This window comes from Aeromicrobium jepli, from assembly GCF_047246605.1.
Classification (GTDB): Bacteria; Actinomycetota; Actinomycetes; order Propionibacteriales; family Nocardioidaceae; genus Aeromicrobium.
On the sequence record NZ_JBFOKO010000002.1, the window covers coordinates 50,162 to 67,555 of the forward strand.

General features: G+C 71.5%; 24 protein-coding genes. 16 read left to right on the plus strand and 8 right to left on the minus strand.

The genetic code is table 11. The features are described from left to right. Positions 1-27: 27 nt before the first annotated feature. Complete coding sequence (locus AB3M81_RS03965) at positions 28-861, minus strand: undecaprenyl-diphosphate phosphatase (protein WP_412902616.1); 834 nt, start codon at positions 859-861, stop codon at positions 28-30. A 48-nt stretch (positions 862-909) separates the two neighbouring features. On the opposite strand from AB3M81_RS03965, the gene AB3M81_RS03970 reads away from it, so the two are divergent. Beyond that, positions 910-1,863, plus strand: a complete 954-nt coding sequence (locus AB3M81_RS03970) for an aldo/keto reductase (RefSeq protein ID WP_412902617.1) — start codon at positions 910-912, stop codon at positions 1,861-1,863. Beyond that, complete coding sequence (locus AB3M81_RS03975) at positions 1,860-2,045, plus strand: DUF5703 family protein (RefSeq protein ID WP_412902618.1); 186 nt, start codon at positions 1,860-1,862, stop codon at positions 2,043-2,045. The genes AB3M81_RS03970 and AB3M81_RS03975 overlap by 4 nt, the downstream gene beginning before the upstream one ends. A 1-nt stretch (position 2,046) precedes the next feature. Here the strand turns inward: AB3M81_RS03975 and AB3M81_RS03980 are convergent, their stop codons facing one another. From AB3M81_RS03980 to AB3M81_RS03990, 3 genes are read right to left on the minus strand one after another with little or no spacing between them, the layout of a single operon-like run. After that, positions 2,047-3,087, minus strand: a complete 1,041-nt coding sequence (locus tag AB3M81_RS03980; protein ID WP_412902619.1) for a YihY/virulence factor BrkB family protein — start codon at positions 3,085-3,087, stop codon at positions 2,047-2,049. Continuing rightward, entirely contained in the window at positions 3,087-3,425 is a 339-nt protein-coding gene (locus AB3M81_RS03985) for a DUF3618 domain-containing protein (protein ID WP_412902620.1), read from the minus strand. Before AB3M81_RS03985 ends, AB3M81_RS03980 begins: the two co-directional genes overlap by 1 nt. Positions 3,426-3,434: 9 nt before the next feature. Continuing rightward, the gene (locus tag AB3M81_RS03990; protein ID WP_412902621.1) at positions 3,435-3,842 is read right to left on the minus strand and encodes a phage holin family protein; all 408 of its coding nucleotides are present in this window, start codon (positions 3,840-3,842) and stop codon (positions 3,435-3,437) included. A 12-nt stretch (positions 3,843-3,854) separates the two neighbouring features. On the opposite strand from AB3M81_RS03990, the gene AB3M81_RS03995 reads away from it, so the two are divergent. Then, a complete protein-coding gene (locus AB3M81_RS03995; protein ID WP_412902622.1) occupies positions 3,855-4,256 on the plus strand; it encodes a hypothetical protein in 402 nt (133 codons plus the stop codon). A gap of 126 nt (positions 4,257-4,382) precedes the next feature. Here the strand turns inward: AB3M81_RS03995 and AB3M81_RS04000 are convergent, their stop codons facing one another. Together AB3M81_RS04000 and AB3M81_RS04005 are read right to left on the minus strand one after the other, a co-directional pair. Then, entirely contained in the window at positions 4,383-5,669 is a 1,287-nt protein-coding gene (locus AB3M81_RS04000) for a M20/M25/M40 family metallo-hydrolase (RefSeq protein WP_412902623.1), read from the minus strand. Between the two features lie 9 nt (positions 5,670-5,678). Continuing rightward, entirely contained in the window at positions 5,679-6,071 is a 393-nt protein-coding gene (locus tag AB3M81_RS04005) for an SRPBCC family protein (protein WP_412902624.1), read from the minus strand. Positions 6,072-6,093: 22 nt separating this feature from the next. Here AB3M81_RS04005 and AB3M81_RS04010 point away from each other — a divergent pair, with 22 nt between their 5' ends. The 12 genes from AB3M81_RS04010 (at position 6,094) to AB3M81_RS04065 (ending at position 14,310) form a co-directional block, all read left to right on the plus strand. Beyond that, complete coding sequence (locus AB3M81_RS04010; protein ID WP_412902625.1) at positions 6,094-6,978, plus strand: AAA family ATPase; 885 nt, start codon at positions 6,094-6,096, stop codon at positions 6,976-6,978. Then, complete coding sequence (locus AB3M81_RS04015; protein ID WP_412902626.1) at positions 6,975-8,372, plus strand: VWA domain-containing protein; 1,398 nt, start codon at positions 6,975-6,977, stop codon at positions 8,370-8,372. The genes AB3M81_RS04010 and AB3M81_RS04015 overlap by 4 nt, the downstream gene beginning before the upstream one ends. A gap of 13 nt (positions 8,373-8,385) precedes the next feature. Further along, positions 8,386-8,868 carry a hypothetical protein gene (locus AB3M81_RS04020; RefSeq protein WP_412902627.1) on the plus strand — a complete coding sequence of 161 codons (483 nt, stop codon included), beginning with the start codon at positions 8,386-8,388 and terminating at the stop codon, positions 8,866-8,868. A gap of 108 nt (positions 8,869-8,976) precedes the next feature. Further along, entirely contained in the window at positions 8,977-9,186 is a 210-nt protein-coding gene (locus AB3M81_RS04025) for a DUF6458 family protein (protein WP_412902628.1), read from the plus strand. Between the two features lie 37 nt (positions 9,187-9,223). After that, positions 9,224-9,661, plus strand: coding sequence for a DUF4383 domain-containing protein (locus tag AB3M81_RS04030; protein ID WP_412902629.1), 438 nt, complete (start codon positions 9,224-9,226; stop codon positions 9,659-9,661). A gap of 8 nt (positions 9,662-9,669) precedes the next feature. Next, on the plus strand, positions 9,670-10,062 hold the full coding sequence (locus AB3M81_RS04035) for a hypothetical protein (protein WP_412902630.1): 393 nt from the start codon (positions 9,670-9,672) through the stop codon (positions 10,060-10,062). A gap of 91 nt (positions 10,063-10,153) precedes the next feature. Beyond that, positions 10,154-10,828 carry a DUF6766 family protein gene (locus tag AB3M81_RS04040; RefSeq protein WP_412902631.1) on the plus strand — a complete coding sequence of 225 codons (675 nt, stop codon included), beginning with the start codon at positions 10,154-10,156 and terminating at the stop codon, positions 10,826-10,828. A 43-nt stretch (positions 10,829-10,871) separates the two neighbouring features. After that, positions 10,872-11,378, plus strand: a complete 507-nt coding sequence (locus AB3M81_RS04045; protein ID WP_412902632.1) for a macro domain-containing protein — start codon at positions 10,872-10,874, stop codon at positions 11,376-11,378. A 10-nt stretch (positions 11,379-11,388) separates the two neighbouring features. Continuing rightward, positions 11,389-11,910, plus strand: coding sequence for a metallophosphoesterase family protein (locus tag AB3M81_RS04050; RefSeq protein WP_412902633.1), 522 nt, complete (start codon positions 11,389-11,391; stop codon positions 11,908-11,910). A gap of 9 nt (positions 11,911-11,919) precedes the next feature. Continuing rightward, positions 11,920-12,891 (plus strand): epimerase, encoded by a 972-nt coding sequence (locus AB3M81_RS04055; protein ID WP_412902634.1) that lies wholly within the window; start codon positions 11,920-11,922, stop codon positions 12,889-12,891. Between the two features lie 385 nt (positions 12,892-13,276). Continuing rightward, a complete protein-coding gene (locus tag AB3M81_RS04060; protein WP_412902635.1) occupies positions 13,277-13,855 on the plus strand; it encodes a C40 family peptidase in 579 nt (192 codons plus the stop codon). Between the two features lie 161 nt (positions 13,856-14,016). Beyond that, complete coding sequence (locus tag AB3M81_RS04065) at positions 14,017-14,310, plus strand: hypothetical protein (protein WP_412902636.1); 294 nt, start codon at positions 14,017-14,019, stop codon at positions 14,308-14,310. 142 nt (positions 14,311-14,452) lie between these two features. On the opposite strand, the gene AB3M81_RS04070 is transcribed toward AB3M81_RS04065, so the two are convergent. Next, positions 14,453-15,019, minus strand: coding sequence for a TetR/AcrR family transcriptional regulator (locus AB3M81_RS04070; RefSeq protein WP_412902637.1), 567 nt, complete (start codon positions 15,017-15,019; stop codon positions 14,453-14,455). 80 nt (positions 15,020-15,099) lie between these two features. Between AB3M81_RS04070 and AB3M81_RS04075 the strand changes: the two genes are divergently transcribed. After that, positions 15,100-16,278: an MFS transporter gene (locus tag AB3M81_RS04075; protein ID WP_412902638.1), complete on the plus strand. Its 1,179-nt coding sequence runs from the start codon at positions 15,100-15,102 to the stop codon at positions 16,276-16,278. Between the two features lie 25 nt (positions 16,279-16,303). On the opposite strand, the gene AB3M81_RS04080 is transcribed toward AB3M81_RS04075, so the two are convergent. Further along, positions 16,304-17,302 (minus strand): hypothetical protein, encoded by a 999-nt coding sequence (locus AB3M81_RS04080; protein ID WP_412902639.1) that lies wholly within the window; start codon positions 17,300-17,302, stop codon positions 16,304-16,306. Between the last annotated feature and the right edge of the window lie 92 nt (positions 17,303-17,394).

Genomic DNA, 17,394 nt, shown 5'->3' on the forward strand with positions numbered 1-17,394 from the left:
CCATATCTGGGCCGAACCGGTACAGGATCAGGCGGCGACGGCGCCGTTGAGGATGCCGGCCGAGAGCAGGACGAGGACGACGGCGCCGAGGGCGATCCGGTAGAGGACGAACGGCGTGTACGAGTTCTTGCTGACGTACTGCAGCAGCCAGTGGATGACGGCGAGGCCGACCACGAAGGCGACGGCCGTTCCCACGAGCGTCGGGACGGTGCCGTAGGCGTTCTCGCCGCCGGGGATGTCCTTGAGCTTGTAGACGCCCGCGCCGACGACGGCGGGGATCGCGAGCAGGAACGCGTAGCGCGTGGCGGCCTGGCGCTCGTAGCCCAGGATGAGGCCCATCGAGATCGTCGCGCCGGAGCGGGAGACGCCCGGGACCAGCGCGCACGCCTGCGCGAGGCCCAGCAGGATCGCGTCGCGCGCGGAGAGGTCGTCGATCGGCTTGGTCTTGCGGCCGATCCGCTCGGCCAGGCCCAGCACGAGGCCCATGCCGATCAGCATGGAGGCGATGAACCACAGGTTGCGGAACTCGCGGTCGATGAGGTCCTCCAGCAGCAGGCCGAGCAGCACGATCGGCAGGGAGCCGACGATGATGAACCAGCCCATCCGCCACTCGGGCGCCTGCCGGGCCGCCCGGCTGAAGACGCCGCGGACCCACCCCGAGCCGATCGTCCAGATGTCGCGCCAGAAGTAGAGCAGGACCGCCAGCTCGGTGCCGATCTGCACGACCGCCGTGTACGCCGCTCCCGGGTCCTCCCAGCCGAGCAGCTGCGGCACGATCGCGAGGTGCGCGCTGCTGGAGATGGGCAGGAACTCGGTGAGGCCCTGGACGATGCCCAGGAGCACGGAGCGCAGCAGATCCACCGTGCGAGCCTACACAGCGCGTTCGAGGCCACCCATTAACCTCGTCGCATGCAGCAGCGCCGGCTGGGACGTTCCGGACTCGAGGTGTCGCGACTCGCCCTCGGGACCATGTCGTGGGGTGCCGCGGTCGACGAGTACGTCGCCGATGAGCAGCTCAAGGCCTTCCTCGACGCGGGCGGCACCTTGCTCGACACCGCCCCGATCTACGGCGACGGCGCGTGCGAGCAGGTCATCGGCTCGCTGCTCGCCAAGCACGGCGTGCGCGAGCAGATCGTGCTGGCGGGCAAGGCGGGCGTGGTCCGCCGCGACGGCCGCGTCATCACCGACGGCTCGCTGCGATCGCTGCTGCAGCAGCTCGACCGCTCCCTCGCCGATCTCGGCACCGACCACCTCGACCTGTGGCAGGTCCACCGCTGGGACGACACCGTCCCGGTCGAGGAGACCATGGCCGCGCTCGACCAGGCCGTCCGCGCGGGCAAGGTCCGCTACGCGGGCATCAGCAACTACTCGGGCTGGCAGACGGTCGCCGCGCAGCACGCGTACAAGGGCCTCGGGGGCGGCGTCCCGCTCGTGAGCACGCAGGTCGAGTACTCGCTCGTGCACCGCACCCCCGAGATCGAGGTGCTGCCCGCCGCGAAGCACGCCGGGCTCGGGATCCTCGCGTGGTCCCCGCTGGGTCGCGGCGTCCTCACCGGCAAGTACCGCGCCGGCGTGCCCGGCGACTCCCGCGCGGCGGACGCGCGCTGGGAGGCCTTCGTCGCGCCCCACCTCACGCCCTCGAAGGTCCGCGTGGTCGACGCGCTGGCGGCCGCGGCGAACGGCCTCGGCGCCTCGATCTCGCACGTGGCGCTGGCCTGGCTGCGTGACCAGCCCGGCGTGGCGTCGGCCATCGTCGGGGCCCGCACCACCGCCCAGCTGATGGAATCGCTCGGCTCCGAGGAGCTCGAGCTGCCCACCGAGATCGCCGCCGCCCTGAGCGACGTCTCCGAAGGAGTCCGATGATCGAGTACGAGTTCTGGGACGTGTCCATCTCGCGCACGAAGTCGCGCAACGCGGTCTGCCAGTGGCTGACGCAGGCGGCCGAGTTCCAAGGATGGGAGCTCGACCGCCTGCGTCGTGACCCGACGGGCCACCGGACCGTCCGCCTGCGCCGCAAGATCGTGCGGATGCGGGCGACGGTCTGACCTAGGACTTGTCAGCGGGGTCCTGGTCGTCGCGACCCCGCGTCTGGCGCAGCTGGCGACCGCGCCGGATGTCCTCCTCCTCCTTCTTGCGCGTCTTCTCGATCTTCGTCGTGTCCCGCGGCGGGAGCTGGATCTCCTCCTCGGCCGGCAGGCCCGCCTGCAGCTCGCGGCCCCGCTCCAGCTCGGCGTCGAGCTCGGCGCCGAACAGCAGCGCCAGGTTGGTGATCCACAGCCACAGCAGGAACACGATCACGCCGGCCAGGGAGCCGTACGTGCGGTTGTAGTTCGAGAAGTTCGCGACGTAGAAGCCGAAGCCCAGCGACGCGATGATCCACACCAGGATCGCGATGACGGCACCCACGCTGATCCAGCGGAACTTCGGCTGGCGGACGTTCGGCGTCACGTAGTACAGCAGCGCGACGATCAGGATCACCACGAGGAGCATCACCGGCCACTTGGCAATGTTCCAGATGGTGGTCGCCGTGTCGCCCAGGCCGATCGCGTCACCCACGGCCTGCGCCGCCGGACCCGTCAGCACCAGCGCGACGCCCACGAGCGCCGCGAGCAGCACCAGCACGACCGTCAGCACCAGCATGATCGGGCGGAGCTTCCAGATCGGGCGCCCCTCGTCGATCTCGTAGATCCGGTTCATGCCGCGGCTGAACGCGTTGACGTACGCCGAGGCCGACCACAGCGCGGCCAGCAGACCGATGATGAACGCGAAGCCCGACTGCTGGCTCTGGGCCAGCTGGCGCAGCGTCGGCTCGAGGGTGTCGGCGGCGCCCGAGGCGCCGATGTCACCCAGGATCTGCAGCAGCGTGTCGACGGTCTTCTCGCTCTGCCCGACGAGGCTGATGAGCGAGAGCACCGCGACCGCCGCCGGGAACAGCGCGAGCACCGCGTAGTACGTCAGCGCCGCCGCGAGGTCCGTGCACTGATCGGCCGAGAACTCGCGGGCGGTCTTGCGCACCACGTGGAGCCACGAGGGCTTCTTGAGGTCCTTCGGGCTCTGCGGCTCGCGGTGCTCGGCGGGTGCGCCCATCAGCGGCTCCGCCACGCCCGGATCGCCACGATCGCGACGATCAGCGCGACGACTCCCCCCGCCACCGCGAGGGCGGCCGGCTTGGGGCTGCCGTCGGGCTCGGTGACGGCCTCCTGCACGCGGTGGGTCGTGTCCTCGACGGTCACGCGCACCCGATCGGTCGCGTCGTGGACCGACTCGCTGACACGCGCCTTCGTCTCGTCGACGGACTCGCGGACACGGCTCTTCACGTCCAGCCGCGCCGCGAGCTCGTCCACCGTCTCGGCGAGGTCCTCGCGCGTGCGCTCGACCTCCTCGCGCAGCTCCTCGGGGGTCGGGTTGTCGTTGTTGGTGCTCATCGGTCCTCCTCAGTGGTCGCGCGCGTGCTTGACGGCGTCGACGTCGGCCTTGACGCTCTCGACGGTGCGCTCGGGCACCGGGCTGCCGGCCTCGCTCACCTTGTTCTTGCCCAGCAGCGCGGCGATCCCCGCGGCGATGAACAGGACGACGGCGACGATCAACGCGGCGATCCACACGTCCATGACGAGCGAGAGCGCCGCGATGATGGCCGCGAACAGCGCGCCGAGCCCGTAGAGGGCCAGCAGGCCGGCGGCGCCGAACATCCCGGCGCCCACACCGGCCCGCTTGGCCTTCACGGACATCTCGGCCGTGGCCAGACGCAGCTCGTCGCGGACGAGCGTCGTCAGGTCCGTGGACAGGCGCGAGAACAGCTCACCCGTGCTGGGCTCGCCGCCGCCGCTCACCGGGTGGCTCATGCCGGGCCCCCGGTGGACGAGCCACCCGAGGAGGAGCCGCCGGTGCTGCTGGAGCCGCCGAGACCCGAGCTGCCGGTGGACGATCCCGAGCCGCCGGGCGTCGTGCCGCCGGTCGACGAGCCGCCGAAGCTGGAGCCGCCCGTGCTCGAGGCGCCACTGGACGACGAGCCGGAGCCCGTCGATCCGCTGCCGAAGTCGCTGCTGCCCGCGCTCGACGTGCTGGACCCGCCGCTGCTCGAGGAGCCGCTCGACGATCCGCCGCTGCTCGAGGAGCCGCTGGACGATCCGCCGAACGTGTCGCCGACCTTGTCCTCGGCGACCGTCTGGGCCTTGCTCGCCGCGTCCTGGACCTTCGGGTTGCGCCAGAGCGACTGCGCCTTCTGGACGATCTTGTCGTACTGCTCGCGTCCCTGACGCGTCCCGAGCACGTAGCCCGCACCCAGACCGACGATGAACTTCAGCTTTCCGGCCATGGTGGCCACCCCCATCACTAGACGACTGTGACCGGGGCGTACCCACGTCATGGGGCCCTATGCACCCTCAGGCGAGATCGAGGAACTCGTCGACGACGCGGGTGCCGAACTGCAGGGCGTCGATCGGCACGCGCTCGTCGACGCCGTGGAAGAGTGCGGTGAAGTCCAGGTCGGAGGGCAGCCGCAGCGGGACGAAGCCGTACGAGGTCATGCCGAGCTTGTGCCAGGCCTTCGCGTCCGTGCCGGCCGACATGAGGAACGGCGCGACGTGGGCCTCGGGGTCGTGCTTGAGCAGCGAGACCGTCATGGCGTCGACGAGATCGCCCTCGAAGGCGTACTCGAGGGGGATGTCGAGGTGGTACGGCTCGACCTTCACCGTGTCGCCGGCGATCTCCTGGACGCGCTCGGCGAAGCCGTCGTGGTGACCGGGCAGCGGCCGCCCGTCGACGTAGGCCACGGCCTCGCCCGGGACGACGTTGTGCTTGTAGCCGGCCTGGACCATCGTCGCGTTGGTCGAGTTGCGCAGGCCCGAGCCGATCATGCGCGCGGCGGGCCCGAAGTGCTCGAACAGCTCGTCCGGGGTGCCGTCGGCGCCGGTGAGCTCGCGGACCTTGTCGAGCAGGATCCGCATCGACGGGCCGGGCTCGGCGGGCCACTCGTGCTCGCCCAGCCGGACGAGCGCCTGCGCGAGGTGCGTGACGGCGTTGTCGCGGTTGCGCATGGAGCCGTGCCCGGCGCGGCCGGCGGCCTTGAGCCGCAGCCACGCGATGCCCTTCTCGCCCGACTCGATGAGGTAGAGCCGCTGGCCCGCGACCTCGGTGGAGAACCCGCCGACCTCGCCGATCGCCTCGGTGCAGCCCTCGAACCACTCGCGGTGGTGCTCGACGAGCCAGTGGGCGCCCAGCTGGCCGCCCGCCTCCTCGTCCGCGGTGAACACCAGCAGGATCGGGCGGTCGGGGATGCGGCCGGAGCGCTGGCGCTCACGGACCACGGCCAGCATGATCGCGTCGAAGTCCTTCATGTCGACGGCGCCGCGCCCCACGACGTAGTCGTCCACGATCTCGGCCGCGAACGGGTCGACCGACCAGTCCGACGCCTGCGCGGGCACGACGTCGAGGTGGCCATGGATGACGAGGCCGGGGCGGCCGGACTCCTGGTTGCCCCAGCGCGCGAGGACGCTGGCGCGGCCGCTCTCGGACTCCAGGATCGTGGACTCGATGCCCACCTCGGCCAGCTTCTCGGCCACGTACTCCGCGGCGGCGCGCTCGCCCGGGCCGGACGAGTCCCCGAAGTTCGACGTGTCGATGCGGATCAGGTCACGGCAGAGGTCGACGACCTCGGACTCGGCGCTCATGGAGCCAGCCTAGTCAGGCAGCACGCGCCGCAGGACGAGTCGGATCATCGCCCGCAGCGCGCGACGCAGGACCGGATCGGCCCAGCGCGGGACGCCCACGACGGTCACGTCCTCGCTCCACGTCACGACGCTGCCGGGACCCTGGGGCTCGACCGTGATGGTGGCGTCGCCGCGCACCACCCGACCCAGCTTGTGCAGGACCACGCGCCGCGGCGGATCCCACAGCGTGACCTCCATCGGGTCGTCGAATCCGACGGGTCCGATCGCGGTCCGCGCCGTGAACCCGTTCGGGGTCACGGTGATCCGGGTGAGGGGCACGCGGTGCCGCCGCCAGTCGGTCACGCGCTCGAACGCATCGGTCGCCGACAGGGCTGTGACGTACCGCACTCGACTCGTCGCCATGACCCCAGCGTAGATTGACACCATGGTCAACACCGGCACGATGCCGTTCTCCTCCGTCGACGACGTCAAGGCGCGCCTCGCGACCGCGGGCTATCTCGCCTCCGACGCGGTCGCCACCACCGTCTTCCTGGCCAGCGAGCTCGGCAAGCCGCTGCTCGTCGAGGGCCCCGCGGGCGTCGGCAAGACCGAGCTCTCGCGTGCCGTCGCACAGGCCTGCGGCGCCGAGCTCGTCCGCCTCCAGTGCTACGAGGGGGTCGACGAGTCGCGCGCCATCTACGAGTGGAACCACGCCAAGCAGCTGCTGCGCATCTCGGCCGGCCACGACGAGACGTGGAGCGAGGCGAAGTCGGACATCTTCTCCGAGGAGTTCCTGCTCCCCCGCCCGCTGCTGACGGCGATCCGCAACGACGGGCCCACCGTCCTGCTGATCGACGAGACCGACAAGGCGGACGTCGAGATCGAAGGCCTGCTGCTCGAGGTCCTGGGCGACTTCCAGATCACGATCCCCGAGCTCGGCACCGTGCAGGCCACGCAGCGCCCGTTCGTCGTCCTCACGTCGAACGCGACGCGCGAGCTGTCCGAGGCGCTGCGCCGCCGCTGCCTCTTCCTGCACATCGAGTTCCCCGACGCCGAGCTCGAGCGCGACATCGTCCACCTCAAGGTCCCGGGTCTGGACGCCGCGCTCGCCGAGTCGCTCGTGCGGGTCGTCAACGCGCTGCGCGCGATGCCGCTGCGCAAGGCGCCGTCGGTGTCCGAGACGCTCGACTGGGCGCGCACGCTGGTCGCCCTCGGCGCGGACTCGCTCACCGACGAGGTCGTCGCCGAGAGCCTGGGCGTCGTGCTCAAGCACCACGACGACATCGACAAGGCGCGGGCCAAGCTGGACCTCGACACCGTCCTGTCATGAGCGAGCCCCAGGTCGCGACCCGGCTGGTCGAGTTCGTCGAGGCGCTGCGCGCCAAGGGCGTGAACGCCGGTCCCAGCGAGTCCATCGACGCGGCCGAGGTCATGCGCGTGCTCGGCCTCGACGATCGCGACCTCCTGCGCGAGGGGCTCGCCGCGGCCCTCGTGCGCCGTGGTGGGCAGCGTGACGTCTTCGACCAGACCTTCGACCTGTTCTTCCCCGTCGGCGTCGGGCGTCCGGAGGCCGCCCGCGAGGCGCAGGAGGACCTCGACGTCCAGCAGATCCGCGACCTGCTGCTCGCGGCGCTCATGGAGCGGGACCCGCGCACGCTCGCCCAGATCGCCGAGATCGCGGTCGACGTGCTGGGCCAGGTGGGCCAGCCGGGCACCGACACGGCCGGCTGGTCGGCGTACCAGACGATCGACCGCCTGCAGCCGCAGACGCTCATCTCGGCCGCCATGGCGATGCGCCCCGGCGGCGGCTCCGGCCAGGGCGGGCAGGGACTCGGCACCCAGTTCACGGACCGGCTCGCCCGCGACGAGGTGCGCCGCGACGTCGAGGCGTTCCGCGAGATGGTGCAGGCCGAGGCCCGCCGGCGCTCCTCGGAGCTGCGCGGGCGCGACCTCATCGCCAAGCACGCCGTGCGGTCCTCGCGCGACCGCGTCGACTTCCTCACGGCGAACCGGCAGCAGCTCGAGGAGCTGCGTCGCTCCGTGCAGCCGCTGGCCCGCGTGCTGGCCACCCGCCTGTCGGCCCGGCGTCGGCGTCGGCGTCGCGGCCGGATCGACATGCGACGCACCCTGCGCCGCGCGATGGGCACCGGCGGCGTGCCGATGCGCCCCGTCTACGAGAAGCCGCGCCCGAACCGCCCCGAGCTCGTCCTCATCTGCGACGTCTCGGGCTCGGTGGCGGGCTTCTCGAACTTCACGATGCTGCTCGTGCAGGCGCTCAGCGCCCAGTTCAGCAAGGTCCGCGTCTTCGCGTTCGTCAACGCGATGGCCGAGGTGACCGACATCGTCAAGGAGGGCGCCGTCGGCGGCGGCGGTGACATCGAGCCGCGCATCCGCGAGGAGGCGCGCATCACGAAGTGGCACACCTCGAGCGACTACGGCGAGGCCTTCCTCGACTTCCGCGAGTTCTTCCTCGACTCGGTCGGGCCACGCACCGCGGTGCTGATCCTCGGCGACGCGCGCAACAACAACCAGAACCCCCGCTTCGACGCGCTGCACGAGATCGCCATGCGCTCGCGCCGCACGTACTGGCTCAACCCGGAGCACCACACGCGGTGGGGACTGGGCGACTCCGAGGCGCTCGCGTATTCCGAGATCGTGCCGATGCACGAGTGCGCGAACGTGGACCAGCTGACCCACTTCGTGACACGCTTGCTGCCTGTCTGAGAGGGGTCCCGTCGTGTCCGTCCGCCACGCCGTCCCGATCCTGGTGACGGTCCTGCGGTGCGCCGGATGCGGCGCATCGGGCGAGCGCGACCGCTACGCGCCGGACCCCACGATCCCGCCTCCGGCGCCGTCCGCGACGCCGACCACGCCCGAGCCGTCCCGCGGCCTGCCCGCCGGGGCCGGCGAGGGCGTCGAGTCCCGCGCCGGCGTCGTGGTCGCGGAGGACGGGCTGGTCCAGGTCGTGACGTACGGGAGCAGCTCCAACCCGTCCGTCGTCCGCGGCGTCACGGCGGACGGCCAGACCGTGCGGGTCGACGTGCGCGACGTGCCCGACCGCCCCTCCACGATGGACTTCGTGCCCACCACCTCGGCGTTCTTCCTGCCCGCCGGCGTGGACCCTGAGCAGCGCGTCACGTTCGTGCTGGGCGACCTCGGGACCGTGACGCTGCCGAGCCTCGCTCCCGGCGCCGAGGCCTGGGTCCCGGCCGACCGCTGACTCGCGCATCGCCGTCCTCACGCGCCTCACTCGGCGTGCGAGGCCCACCGTCATGTGCCACGGTCGAACGAAGGCGACGGGGAGTCGCCGGACCTACAGGAGGTACTCATGTACATCGGCGGATCACTGTTCCTGCTCGCGCTCGGCGCGATCCTGTCCTTCGCCGTGCAGGACTCCATCAACGGAGTCGACCTGGTGACGACCGGCTACATCCTCATGGCCGTCGGCGTCCTGGGAATCATCCTGTCGCTGCTGATGATGAGCCGCGCCCGTGGCGAGGCTCGCGGCGATGCGCGTGGGGACCTTCCCCCGCGCTGAACACCGAGAGGGGCTGTTCGAGATGGCAAGAAACAGCATGACCGAGACGAACATGCAGAAGGCGGCGGCCGCCGTCGGTGCCGTCTTCCTGCTCGTCGGCATCGCCGGGTTCATCCCCGGCATCACGTCCGACTACGACACGATGGAGTTCGCCGGACACCACTCCGAGGCGATGCTCCTGGGTGTCTTCCAGGTGTCGATCCTGCACAACATCGTGCACCTGCTGTTCGGTGTCGCCGGGCTGGCCCTGGCGCGCACGTGGAACACGGCACGGCTCTACCTCATCGGCGGTGGCGTGATCTACGGCGTGCTGTGGATCTACGGCCTGCTCGTCGACAAGGAGCACCAGGCGAACTTCGTGCCGCTCAACACGGCCGACGACTGGCTGCACTTCATCCTCGCCGTCGGCATGATCGGGCTGGGCTTCCTGTTCAGCCGCGAGGCGCGCGCCACGCGTCCCGGTCGCCGGGTGTGAGGTGACGGATGGCTCGACCGGTCGCCGTCCTGGTGGCCGTGCTGCTGTGCTGCGCCGGGTGCGGGTCCGCACGAGCGGACTCCGCCTGGCGCAGCACCGCGGAGGATTTCGCGACCGCCGTCCGTGAGGGGGACGCCGAGGCGGCCTGCCGGCTGCTGAGCACCGCGGCCCAGGACCAGCTGGTCGCCGAGCACGGATCGTGCGAGGCGGGCGTGCTGGACTCCGGGCTCCCCTCCCCCGGCGCCGTCCGCGAGACCGAGCGCTTCGGCACGGCGGCGCGGGCGGTGCTCGACGAGGACACCTACTTCCTCGGGCGGTTCGGCACCCGCTGGCTGGTCACTGCGGCCGGCTGCCGGCCGGTGCCGGGGGCACCGTTCGACTGCGACCTCTCGGGAGGCTGACGTGAAGCTGATGTTCACCACGTACCTGGTCCTCATCGTCGCCGGACTGGCCTACCTGCTGGCCGTGGCGCTCGTCCACCGGTAGGCCGCCATGTCCCGCTTCCTGCGCCAGAACGCGCTCAGCCTCGCGTTCCTGCTGCTGTTCCTCGCCGCGCTCGTCGGCCAGTCCTTCGCGGGCTGGATCGCGTTCAACGACGAGCAGGTCGCTGACCAGCTCGGCACCGTCTCGTTCCTCGAGTACGTCACGTCCGCCAGCTTCTCGGTCGACGTGGCCGAGAACTGGCAGTCCGAGTACCTGCAGTTCCTGCTCTACATCACCGCCACGGTCTGGCTCGTCCAGCGCGGGTCGCCCGAGTCCCCGACCGAGCCGGGCCTGGGGACCGAGCAGGACCACCTGCTCGGCGAGTACGCCCGGGAGGACTCGCCGGCCTGGGCCAAGGTCGGCGGCTGGCGGACCACGCTGTTCTCGTGGTCGCTGAGCCTCGTGATGGCGGCGATCTTCCTTGCCTCGTGGGCCGTGCAGTCCGTCGCGGGCTGGGCGGCGTTCAACGAGGAGCAGCTCGAGTCGCGCATGGCGACCGTCTCGTGGCCGGCCTACCTGGCCAACGCGGACTTCTGGTCGCGCACGCTGCAGAACTGGCAGTCGGAGTTCCTCGCTGTCGGGTCGATGGCGATCCTCGCGGTGTACCTTCGCCAGCGGGGCTCGGCCGAGAGCAAGCCGGTGGGCGCCCCGCACGACTCGACGGGCGCCACCGACGGCGAGTGACGCTCGCCGGGCACGTGTCCGGAGCCCGTCATACGATCACGAGATGCCTCGCCTCAGCGCCGTCCACGCCGACATCACGACCCTCGAGGTCGATGCCATCGTCAATGCCGCGAACACCGCGATGCGCGGCGGCGGGGGCGTCGACGGCGCCATCCATGCCGCAGGCGGGCCGGCGATCCTCGAGGACTGCATCGCCCGTTTCCCCAACGGCCTGGCCACCGGCAACGCCGGCTGGACGACGGCGGGCGACCTCCCCGCCCGCTGGGTCATCCACACCGTCGGGCCCAACCGTCGCGCCGGCGAGGACGATCGCTCGCTCCTCGTGTCCTGCTACCGCCGCTCGCTCGAGGTCGCCGACGAGCTCGGCGCCAAGGAGGTCGCGTTCCCGCTCGTGGGCGCCGGGATCTACGGATGGTCCAAGGAGGACTCGATCGGCGCGGCGCTGGAGTCGGTCCGCGCCAATCCCCCGTCCGTCGAGCACATGATCCTCGTCGGCTACGACGCCGAGACCCATCGGCAGATCGAGGCGGCCCTGGCCGCTGCGGCGTGAGGCGGTCGATTTGTCGACTCGACTACTCCTGATCGCCGACACGCACCTGCCCAAGCGCGCGAAGGACCTGCCGTCGCAGGTGTGGGACGAGGTCGACGTCGCCGACGTCGTGATCCACGCGGGCGACTGGGTGTCCGTCGAGCACCTGGACGAGCTCGAGGCGCGGGCGACACGGCTCGTCGCGGTCCACGGGAACAACGACCACGGCGAGCTGCGTGAGCGCCTTCCGCTCGTCGCGCGCGAGCAGATCGACGGCGTCAGGTTCGCCGTCGTCCACGAGACGGGCCAGGCCAAGGGACGGGAGGAGCGGTGCGCCGCCGAGTACGGCGACGTCGACGTCCTCGTGTTCGGTCACAGCCACGTCCCGTGGGACACGACGGCCGAGTCCGGACTGCGGTTGCTCAACCCGGGCTCCCCCACCGACCGGCGGCGCCAGCCGCACTGCACGTACATGACGGCCGTCGCCGACGACGGCGTGCTGCGAGACGTGACGTTGCACCGGCTGCCCCCGCGCACGCCCGCCGGCCGCTAGGGTCGCGGCATGGTCGAGCATCGGCGGGCAGTGGTCGCGGGCTGGAACGGGTTCATCGGGCACCGCCTCGTCGAGGACCTGACGGCGCGCGGCTACGACGTGGCCCGCGTCGGTCGCGAGGGACCCGACGGACGCTGGACCGATCCCGCCTCGATCGCGCGACTCGTCGACGGCGCCGATCTCGTGGTGAACCTCGCGGGCAAGAACGTCGGCTGTCGCTACAACGACGCGAACCGCGACGAGATCCTGCGCTCGCGCGTCGACACCACGCGCCAGCTGCGCGAGGCGATCGCGTCGGCCGCGCACCCGCCGCGACTGTGGATGAACGCCAGCACCGCGACGATCTACCGCCACGCGATGGACCGGCCGCAGACCGAGTCGACCGGCGAGCTCGGCTCAGGGTTCTCCGTGGACGTGGCACGCAGCTGGGAGGACGAGCTGTTCGCCGGCGACCTGCCGGGGACCCGCCGCGTCGCCCTGCGCATGGCGATCGTCCTGGGCGGACCGGCCTCCGACCTGCTCGGCCGCGTCGCCCGGCTGGGCCTCGGCGGCCCCCAGTACGACGGACGGTGGTTCCAGCACCGCCGCTACCGCGGCATCGGCGCACACCCCACGGGCGGACCGGTGCCCATGCACCGCACGCGCGGGCGCCAGCGGTTCTCGTGGCTGCACATCGACGACGCCCTCGCCGCGATGCGGTTCATCGACGACCACGACGAGATCGACGGCCCGGTCAACCTCTCGTCGCCGAACCCGACCGACAACCGGACGCTGATGGCCGAGCTGCGCCGCGCCGTGGGGATGCCGATCGGCCTGCCCGCGTTCCGCTGGATGCTGGAGCCCGCCCTGTGGGTGCTCCGCTACGAGTCCGAGATGCTGCTCAAGAGCCGCTGGGTCCTGCCCGAGCGGCTCGAGGCCGCCGGGTTCCGGTTCCGCTGGCCGGACCTGCGGCCGGCGCTGGAGGACGTCGTCGGCCGTTGACCCACGCTCCGGGCCTGTGAGATGCCTCACGTGCGCTCGCTGCGACCAGGCCGGATTTTCCCTGCGATACCAGTCCTCACAGGGTCGTCACAGCATGTCCGGCCGATCCTCTCCGGTTCCGGTTGCTGCAGGACGTCTGCCTACAGTCCTTGAGGCCCCGACGGGCCAGGCCGTGGGCACGCTGAACTCGCCGAGGTTCACGGGACAGTCAAGATCGAGCTCATCGGCGAGCCGGGGAAACCAAGCAGCACGTCGCCACAGCGCGACTCGGGGCTCACCACCACGCGTGGGGCACACCTTCAGAGCCAGCCCGACAGGTCTCTCCTCGTAGGCGTCGAAGGAGAACCCCCCTATGCGACATGTCGCACGATTCATCGTTGCCTCCGTGGCAGCGTCCCTGCTGTCCATCGCCGCGCCGAGCCAGGCCGCGACGGCCACCACGACCGCTCCCGTCTCCGGCATCGCCGCCCCGTCGAGCACCAGCACGACGAGCACGCCGACGACCAGCACCCAGACGGCCGCCCAGAAGCGCGCCGCCGCCAAGAAGGCCGCGCTGAAGAAGAAGCGCGCGGCCATCGCCAAGAAGAAGCGGCTCAAGAAGAAGCGCGCCGCCCAGCGCCGGGCGAAGATCGTCCGCACCGCCGCGAAGTACAAGGGCAGCCCGTACCGCTGGGGCGGCACGAAGCCGTCCGGCTTCGACTGCTCGGGCTACGTGCAGTACGTCCTGAAGAAGGCCGTCAAGAAGAAGATGCCGCGCGTCGCGGGCGCCCAGATGAAGAAGGGCAAGAAGGTCGCCAAGGGCAAGAAGAAGAAGGGCGACCTGATCGGCTTCTACAACGGCTCCGGCGTCTACCACATCGGCATCTATGCCGGTAAGGGCAAGATCTGGCACGCGCCGCGACCGGGTCAGTCGGTCAAGAAGGAGAAGATCTGGACGAGCCAGTACAAGGTTCGCCGCATCTGAGCGCAGCACTCCCGCAGGGGCGAGTCACCGTGACGGTGGCTCGCCCCTGTCGCGTCCGGGCGTGGGACGGCGCCGGAGCGGGCGTGGATCAGCCCGGAATGGGTACCGAAAGGGCCCCAGCCGCAACGCAGAAGGCGGGCGGCGCGATCCAAGGAGATGGCATGCCTCCGACCGGGAAGAGCAAGGACGACGGCGACGGCATCCGGATGACGGACGACAGCCTGCGGGTGCGCCAGCTCACGCACTACCAGTTCAGCTGGACGGCTGCCGAGGGCGGCGGACCGGGCATCTGGACCCTCCAGCTCGTGCTCGACGAGGGTGCGTGGGAGGAGGTCCTCACGGTCACGGCCGAGGACGCCGACAACCTGCAGGACGTTCTGAAGAACACCAGCAAGGTGTTCTACGACATCGACCGCCGCGTACTCATGTTCGGGGTCACGAAGACGGGCGACTGAGCCCGCCGCCGTCCACCGCCGGACTCCGCACCCGGCGCCGCCAACGGGCGACACGATCGCCACGTCCTCGAAGGAGGGCCACTGCCGACGCGGCACCACGCGTGCGAGCGGACGCACGAGGCGTGGTGCCGCTCCCCTGCCCTCAGCCCAGCAGCCGCGCGGCGATCCCGCGAGCCGCGCCCAATAGCCGACCGCCGTCGATCCCGTGATGGGCCACGCCGCCCTCCAGCAGCAGGAACAGGTGGTCCGCGGTGTCCGGTGCATCGAGGCCGGGACGGTCCTCGCGCACGAGCTGCTCGAGACGCTCCCGGACCGCCCGCTTGTGGACTCGGATCACCGCCTGGCCCGGATGCTCGGCCGGCAGCTCCCCCGCCGCGTTGAGGAACGCGCAGCCTCGGTCGATCGACGGGGCGTCGTGCGCGTAGGCGTCGAACAGCGCGAGCGCCCGCGGAGCCGGCGAGGAGGCCAGGCGCTGTTCGAGCCGCTCCCACCACTGCTCGTGGCGGGCGCGCAGATACGTCGCCACGAGCACGTCCTTCGAGCCGAACCGGTCGTAGAGCGTCCGCTTCGTGACGCCGGAGGCGTCGGCGATGGCGTCGACCCCGACGGCGTGGATCCCGTGGCGGTAGAACAGGTCGGACGCCGCCGTCAGGATGCGCCGCGCGCCGGGCGTGAGTGTCGTCGCGTCCAGCGCCTGCACCGTGCTCATCGTCGCTCCGTCCCGTTGCCTTCACTGATCAGTGTAGTAGCGTCGATCGTAGTTCACCGATCAGTGAGGTCAGGAGACCCATGCCGACGATCGCCGCCCGCCATCGCGAGCTCTCGCTGAGCCTGGCGAGCCTGTGCCTCATCGCCGCCTGCTACGGCCTGGCGCGTTTCGCCTACGGGCTGTTCGTGCCGGCGTTCCGGGACGCGTTCGGCGTCGGCTCCACCGCGACGGGAGTCGTCGCGGCGGGCGGCTACGTCGTCTACTGCATGGCGGTCCTCGCCGCGTCGATGCTCACGCCCCGGCTCGGAGGGCGTGTGGTGGCTGTCGCCGCTGGCGTCCTGGCGACAGCGGGCACGCTCACCATCGCGGTCGCGCCGAACGCGGCGGTGCTGGTCGTCGGCGTCCTGCTCGGCGGCGCCAGCACAGGGCTGGTCTCCCCCGCCCTCGCGCACGCCGTGACCCACGCTGTCGAGGAATCGCGCCAGGGCCGCACGCAGACGGTCGTCAACGCCGGCACGGGCGTGGGCGTCGCCGTGGCCGGGCCGGTCGCGCTGCTGACGCACGAGCACTGGCGGGCTGCGTGGCTCGTCTTCGCCGTCCTGGCCGCCGCGGCGACCGCCTGGGCGGCGTGCGTCGTTCCCGCCGACAGGAGCACCGGGCGACGACCGCTCCTGCCCCGACCGCTGTTCCCGCCGGGCAGCCGGCGGCTCACCGTCGCCGCCGCCCTCGCCGGGGCGGCGAGCGCCGCCGTCTGGACGTTCGGGCGTGACCTCATGACGAGCGTGGGTGACCTCGGCGAGCGGGCGTCCATCGTCGCCTGGGTGGCCCTCGGCGCGCTCGGCGTCGCCGGTGCCCTCGCGGGCGATGCCGCCGCCCGGCTCGGATCACGCTCGGCTTGGTCGGCGACCGCACTGCTGCTCGGCGGCGCGACGGCCGCGCTGGCGCTCGCCCCGGGTGACGTCGTCGTCGCGACCGCGTCCGCGGGCGTGTTCGGCGCGGCCTACATCGCCCTGAGCGGCTTGCTGCTCCTGTGGGGAGCACACGTCCACGCCGAGACCCCCGCGGCCGGCGTCGGCTGGGCGTTCCTCGTGCTCGCGCTCGGCCAGGCCGCGGGATCGGCGGTCCTCGGCGCCGTGGCCGAGGCCGGCAGCATGCGGTGGGCGTTCGGCCTCGCGGCGGCCCTCGCCCTCGCCGCGGCGACGACCCGACCCTCCGGGCACGCGCGCCGCCCGGCCGCGCTCGGCCGCGGCGCAGCATGAGGGTGCGCAGGTCGAGGCGGTGGGGCTACGAATCCTCGTCGGCGATGCGACCCCGGCGCTCCTCCTCGCGCTTGGAGTACGCCGCCGCACGGATCGCCTCGTCCGACTCCAGGCCTGAGCCCAGTCCACCTCCCACAGTCGCGGCCGAGGCGACGAACCACGCGAGCAGCACGAGGTCGCCGTGGTCCATCGACTTGCGGATGTAGCCGCCGGTCACGGCCGGGTCGAGCACGAAAAGCGCCCACAACAGGTTGATCAGGAACAGCACGACGTAGCAGATCGTGACGCCCACGGTGAGGCTCACGATCGTCGAGGCGTTGTACATCCGAGACCGCTTCCGCGCCTGGATCGATTCGTCGTCCGGACGGTCCCACAGATTGCCGTCGATGATCAGCCAGCACACGACGATCGCGAGCGCGGCGACCGTCGCCGCGGTGAGGCGCCAGGGCGACAACGACGACGCGAGCAGCCACACCGTCGAGTTGATCGTGGCCACGGCTCCGGTCGCGAGCGCCGCGACGAGCGCGGACTTGAGGCCCGGCACGAGAAGCCACGGGCGATTGGCCAGGACCATGCCCAGCAGCAGCCGCAACGGGCCCGCGACGTGGGACAGCGTGACGCGGTCATTGGGCGCGGTGGACGGATTCGACATGTCGCTCACGATCGAGCGCACCAGACGGCGGGCTCGAGCCCGGACGCGCAGTCCGCCGAGCGCCGGCAGCGAGACCAGCGCCACGTGCTGCTCGTCGTCGGTCCTGGCCACGAGGTGCCGGCCGTCCGAATCGTGCAACGGGAGCTCGGTCATCCCCACGACAACGTCCCACCGTCGCTCTTGGGCCATCTTCAGCAGCCGCCCCATGGCGGTCTCGGCGTCCTCGCTGCCGGTGGTGAACGGCTCGCTCACCCGATCGACCTCCCACGCGTCGTGGGACTGCACGCGAGGCGGGTCGAGGTCCCCCAGCTGCTCCGCCACCTCGGACGGGAAGGCCGGGTCCGCGACGAGGCCGACGTGGAATGTCGTCACGCCTGCAGGTACCCGGTCCAGACCACGCCGAACCGCGGAAGCGGCAGCTCGTGCCTCCGCAATTCTGCCGATGGCGGGCGGCCTGCGATCGG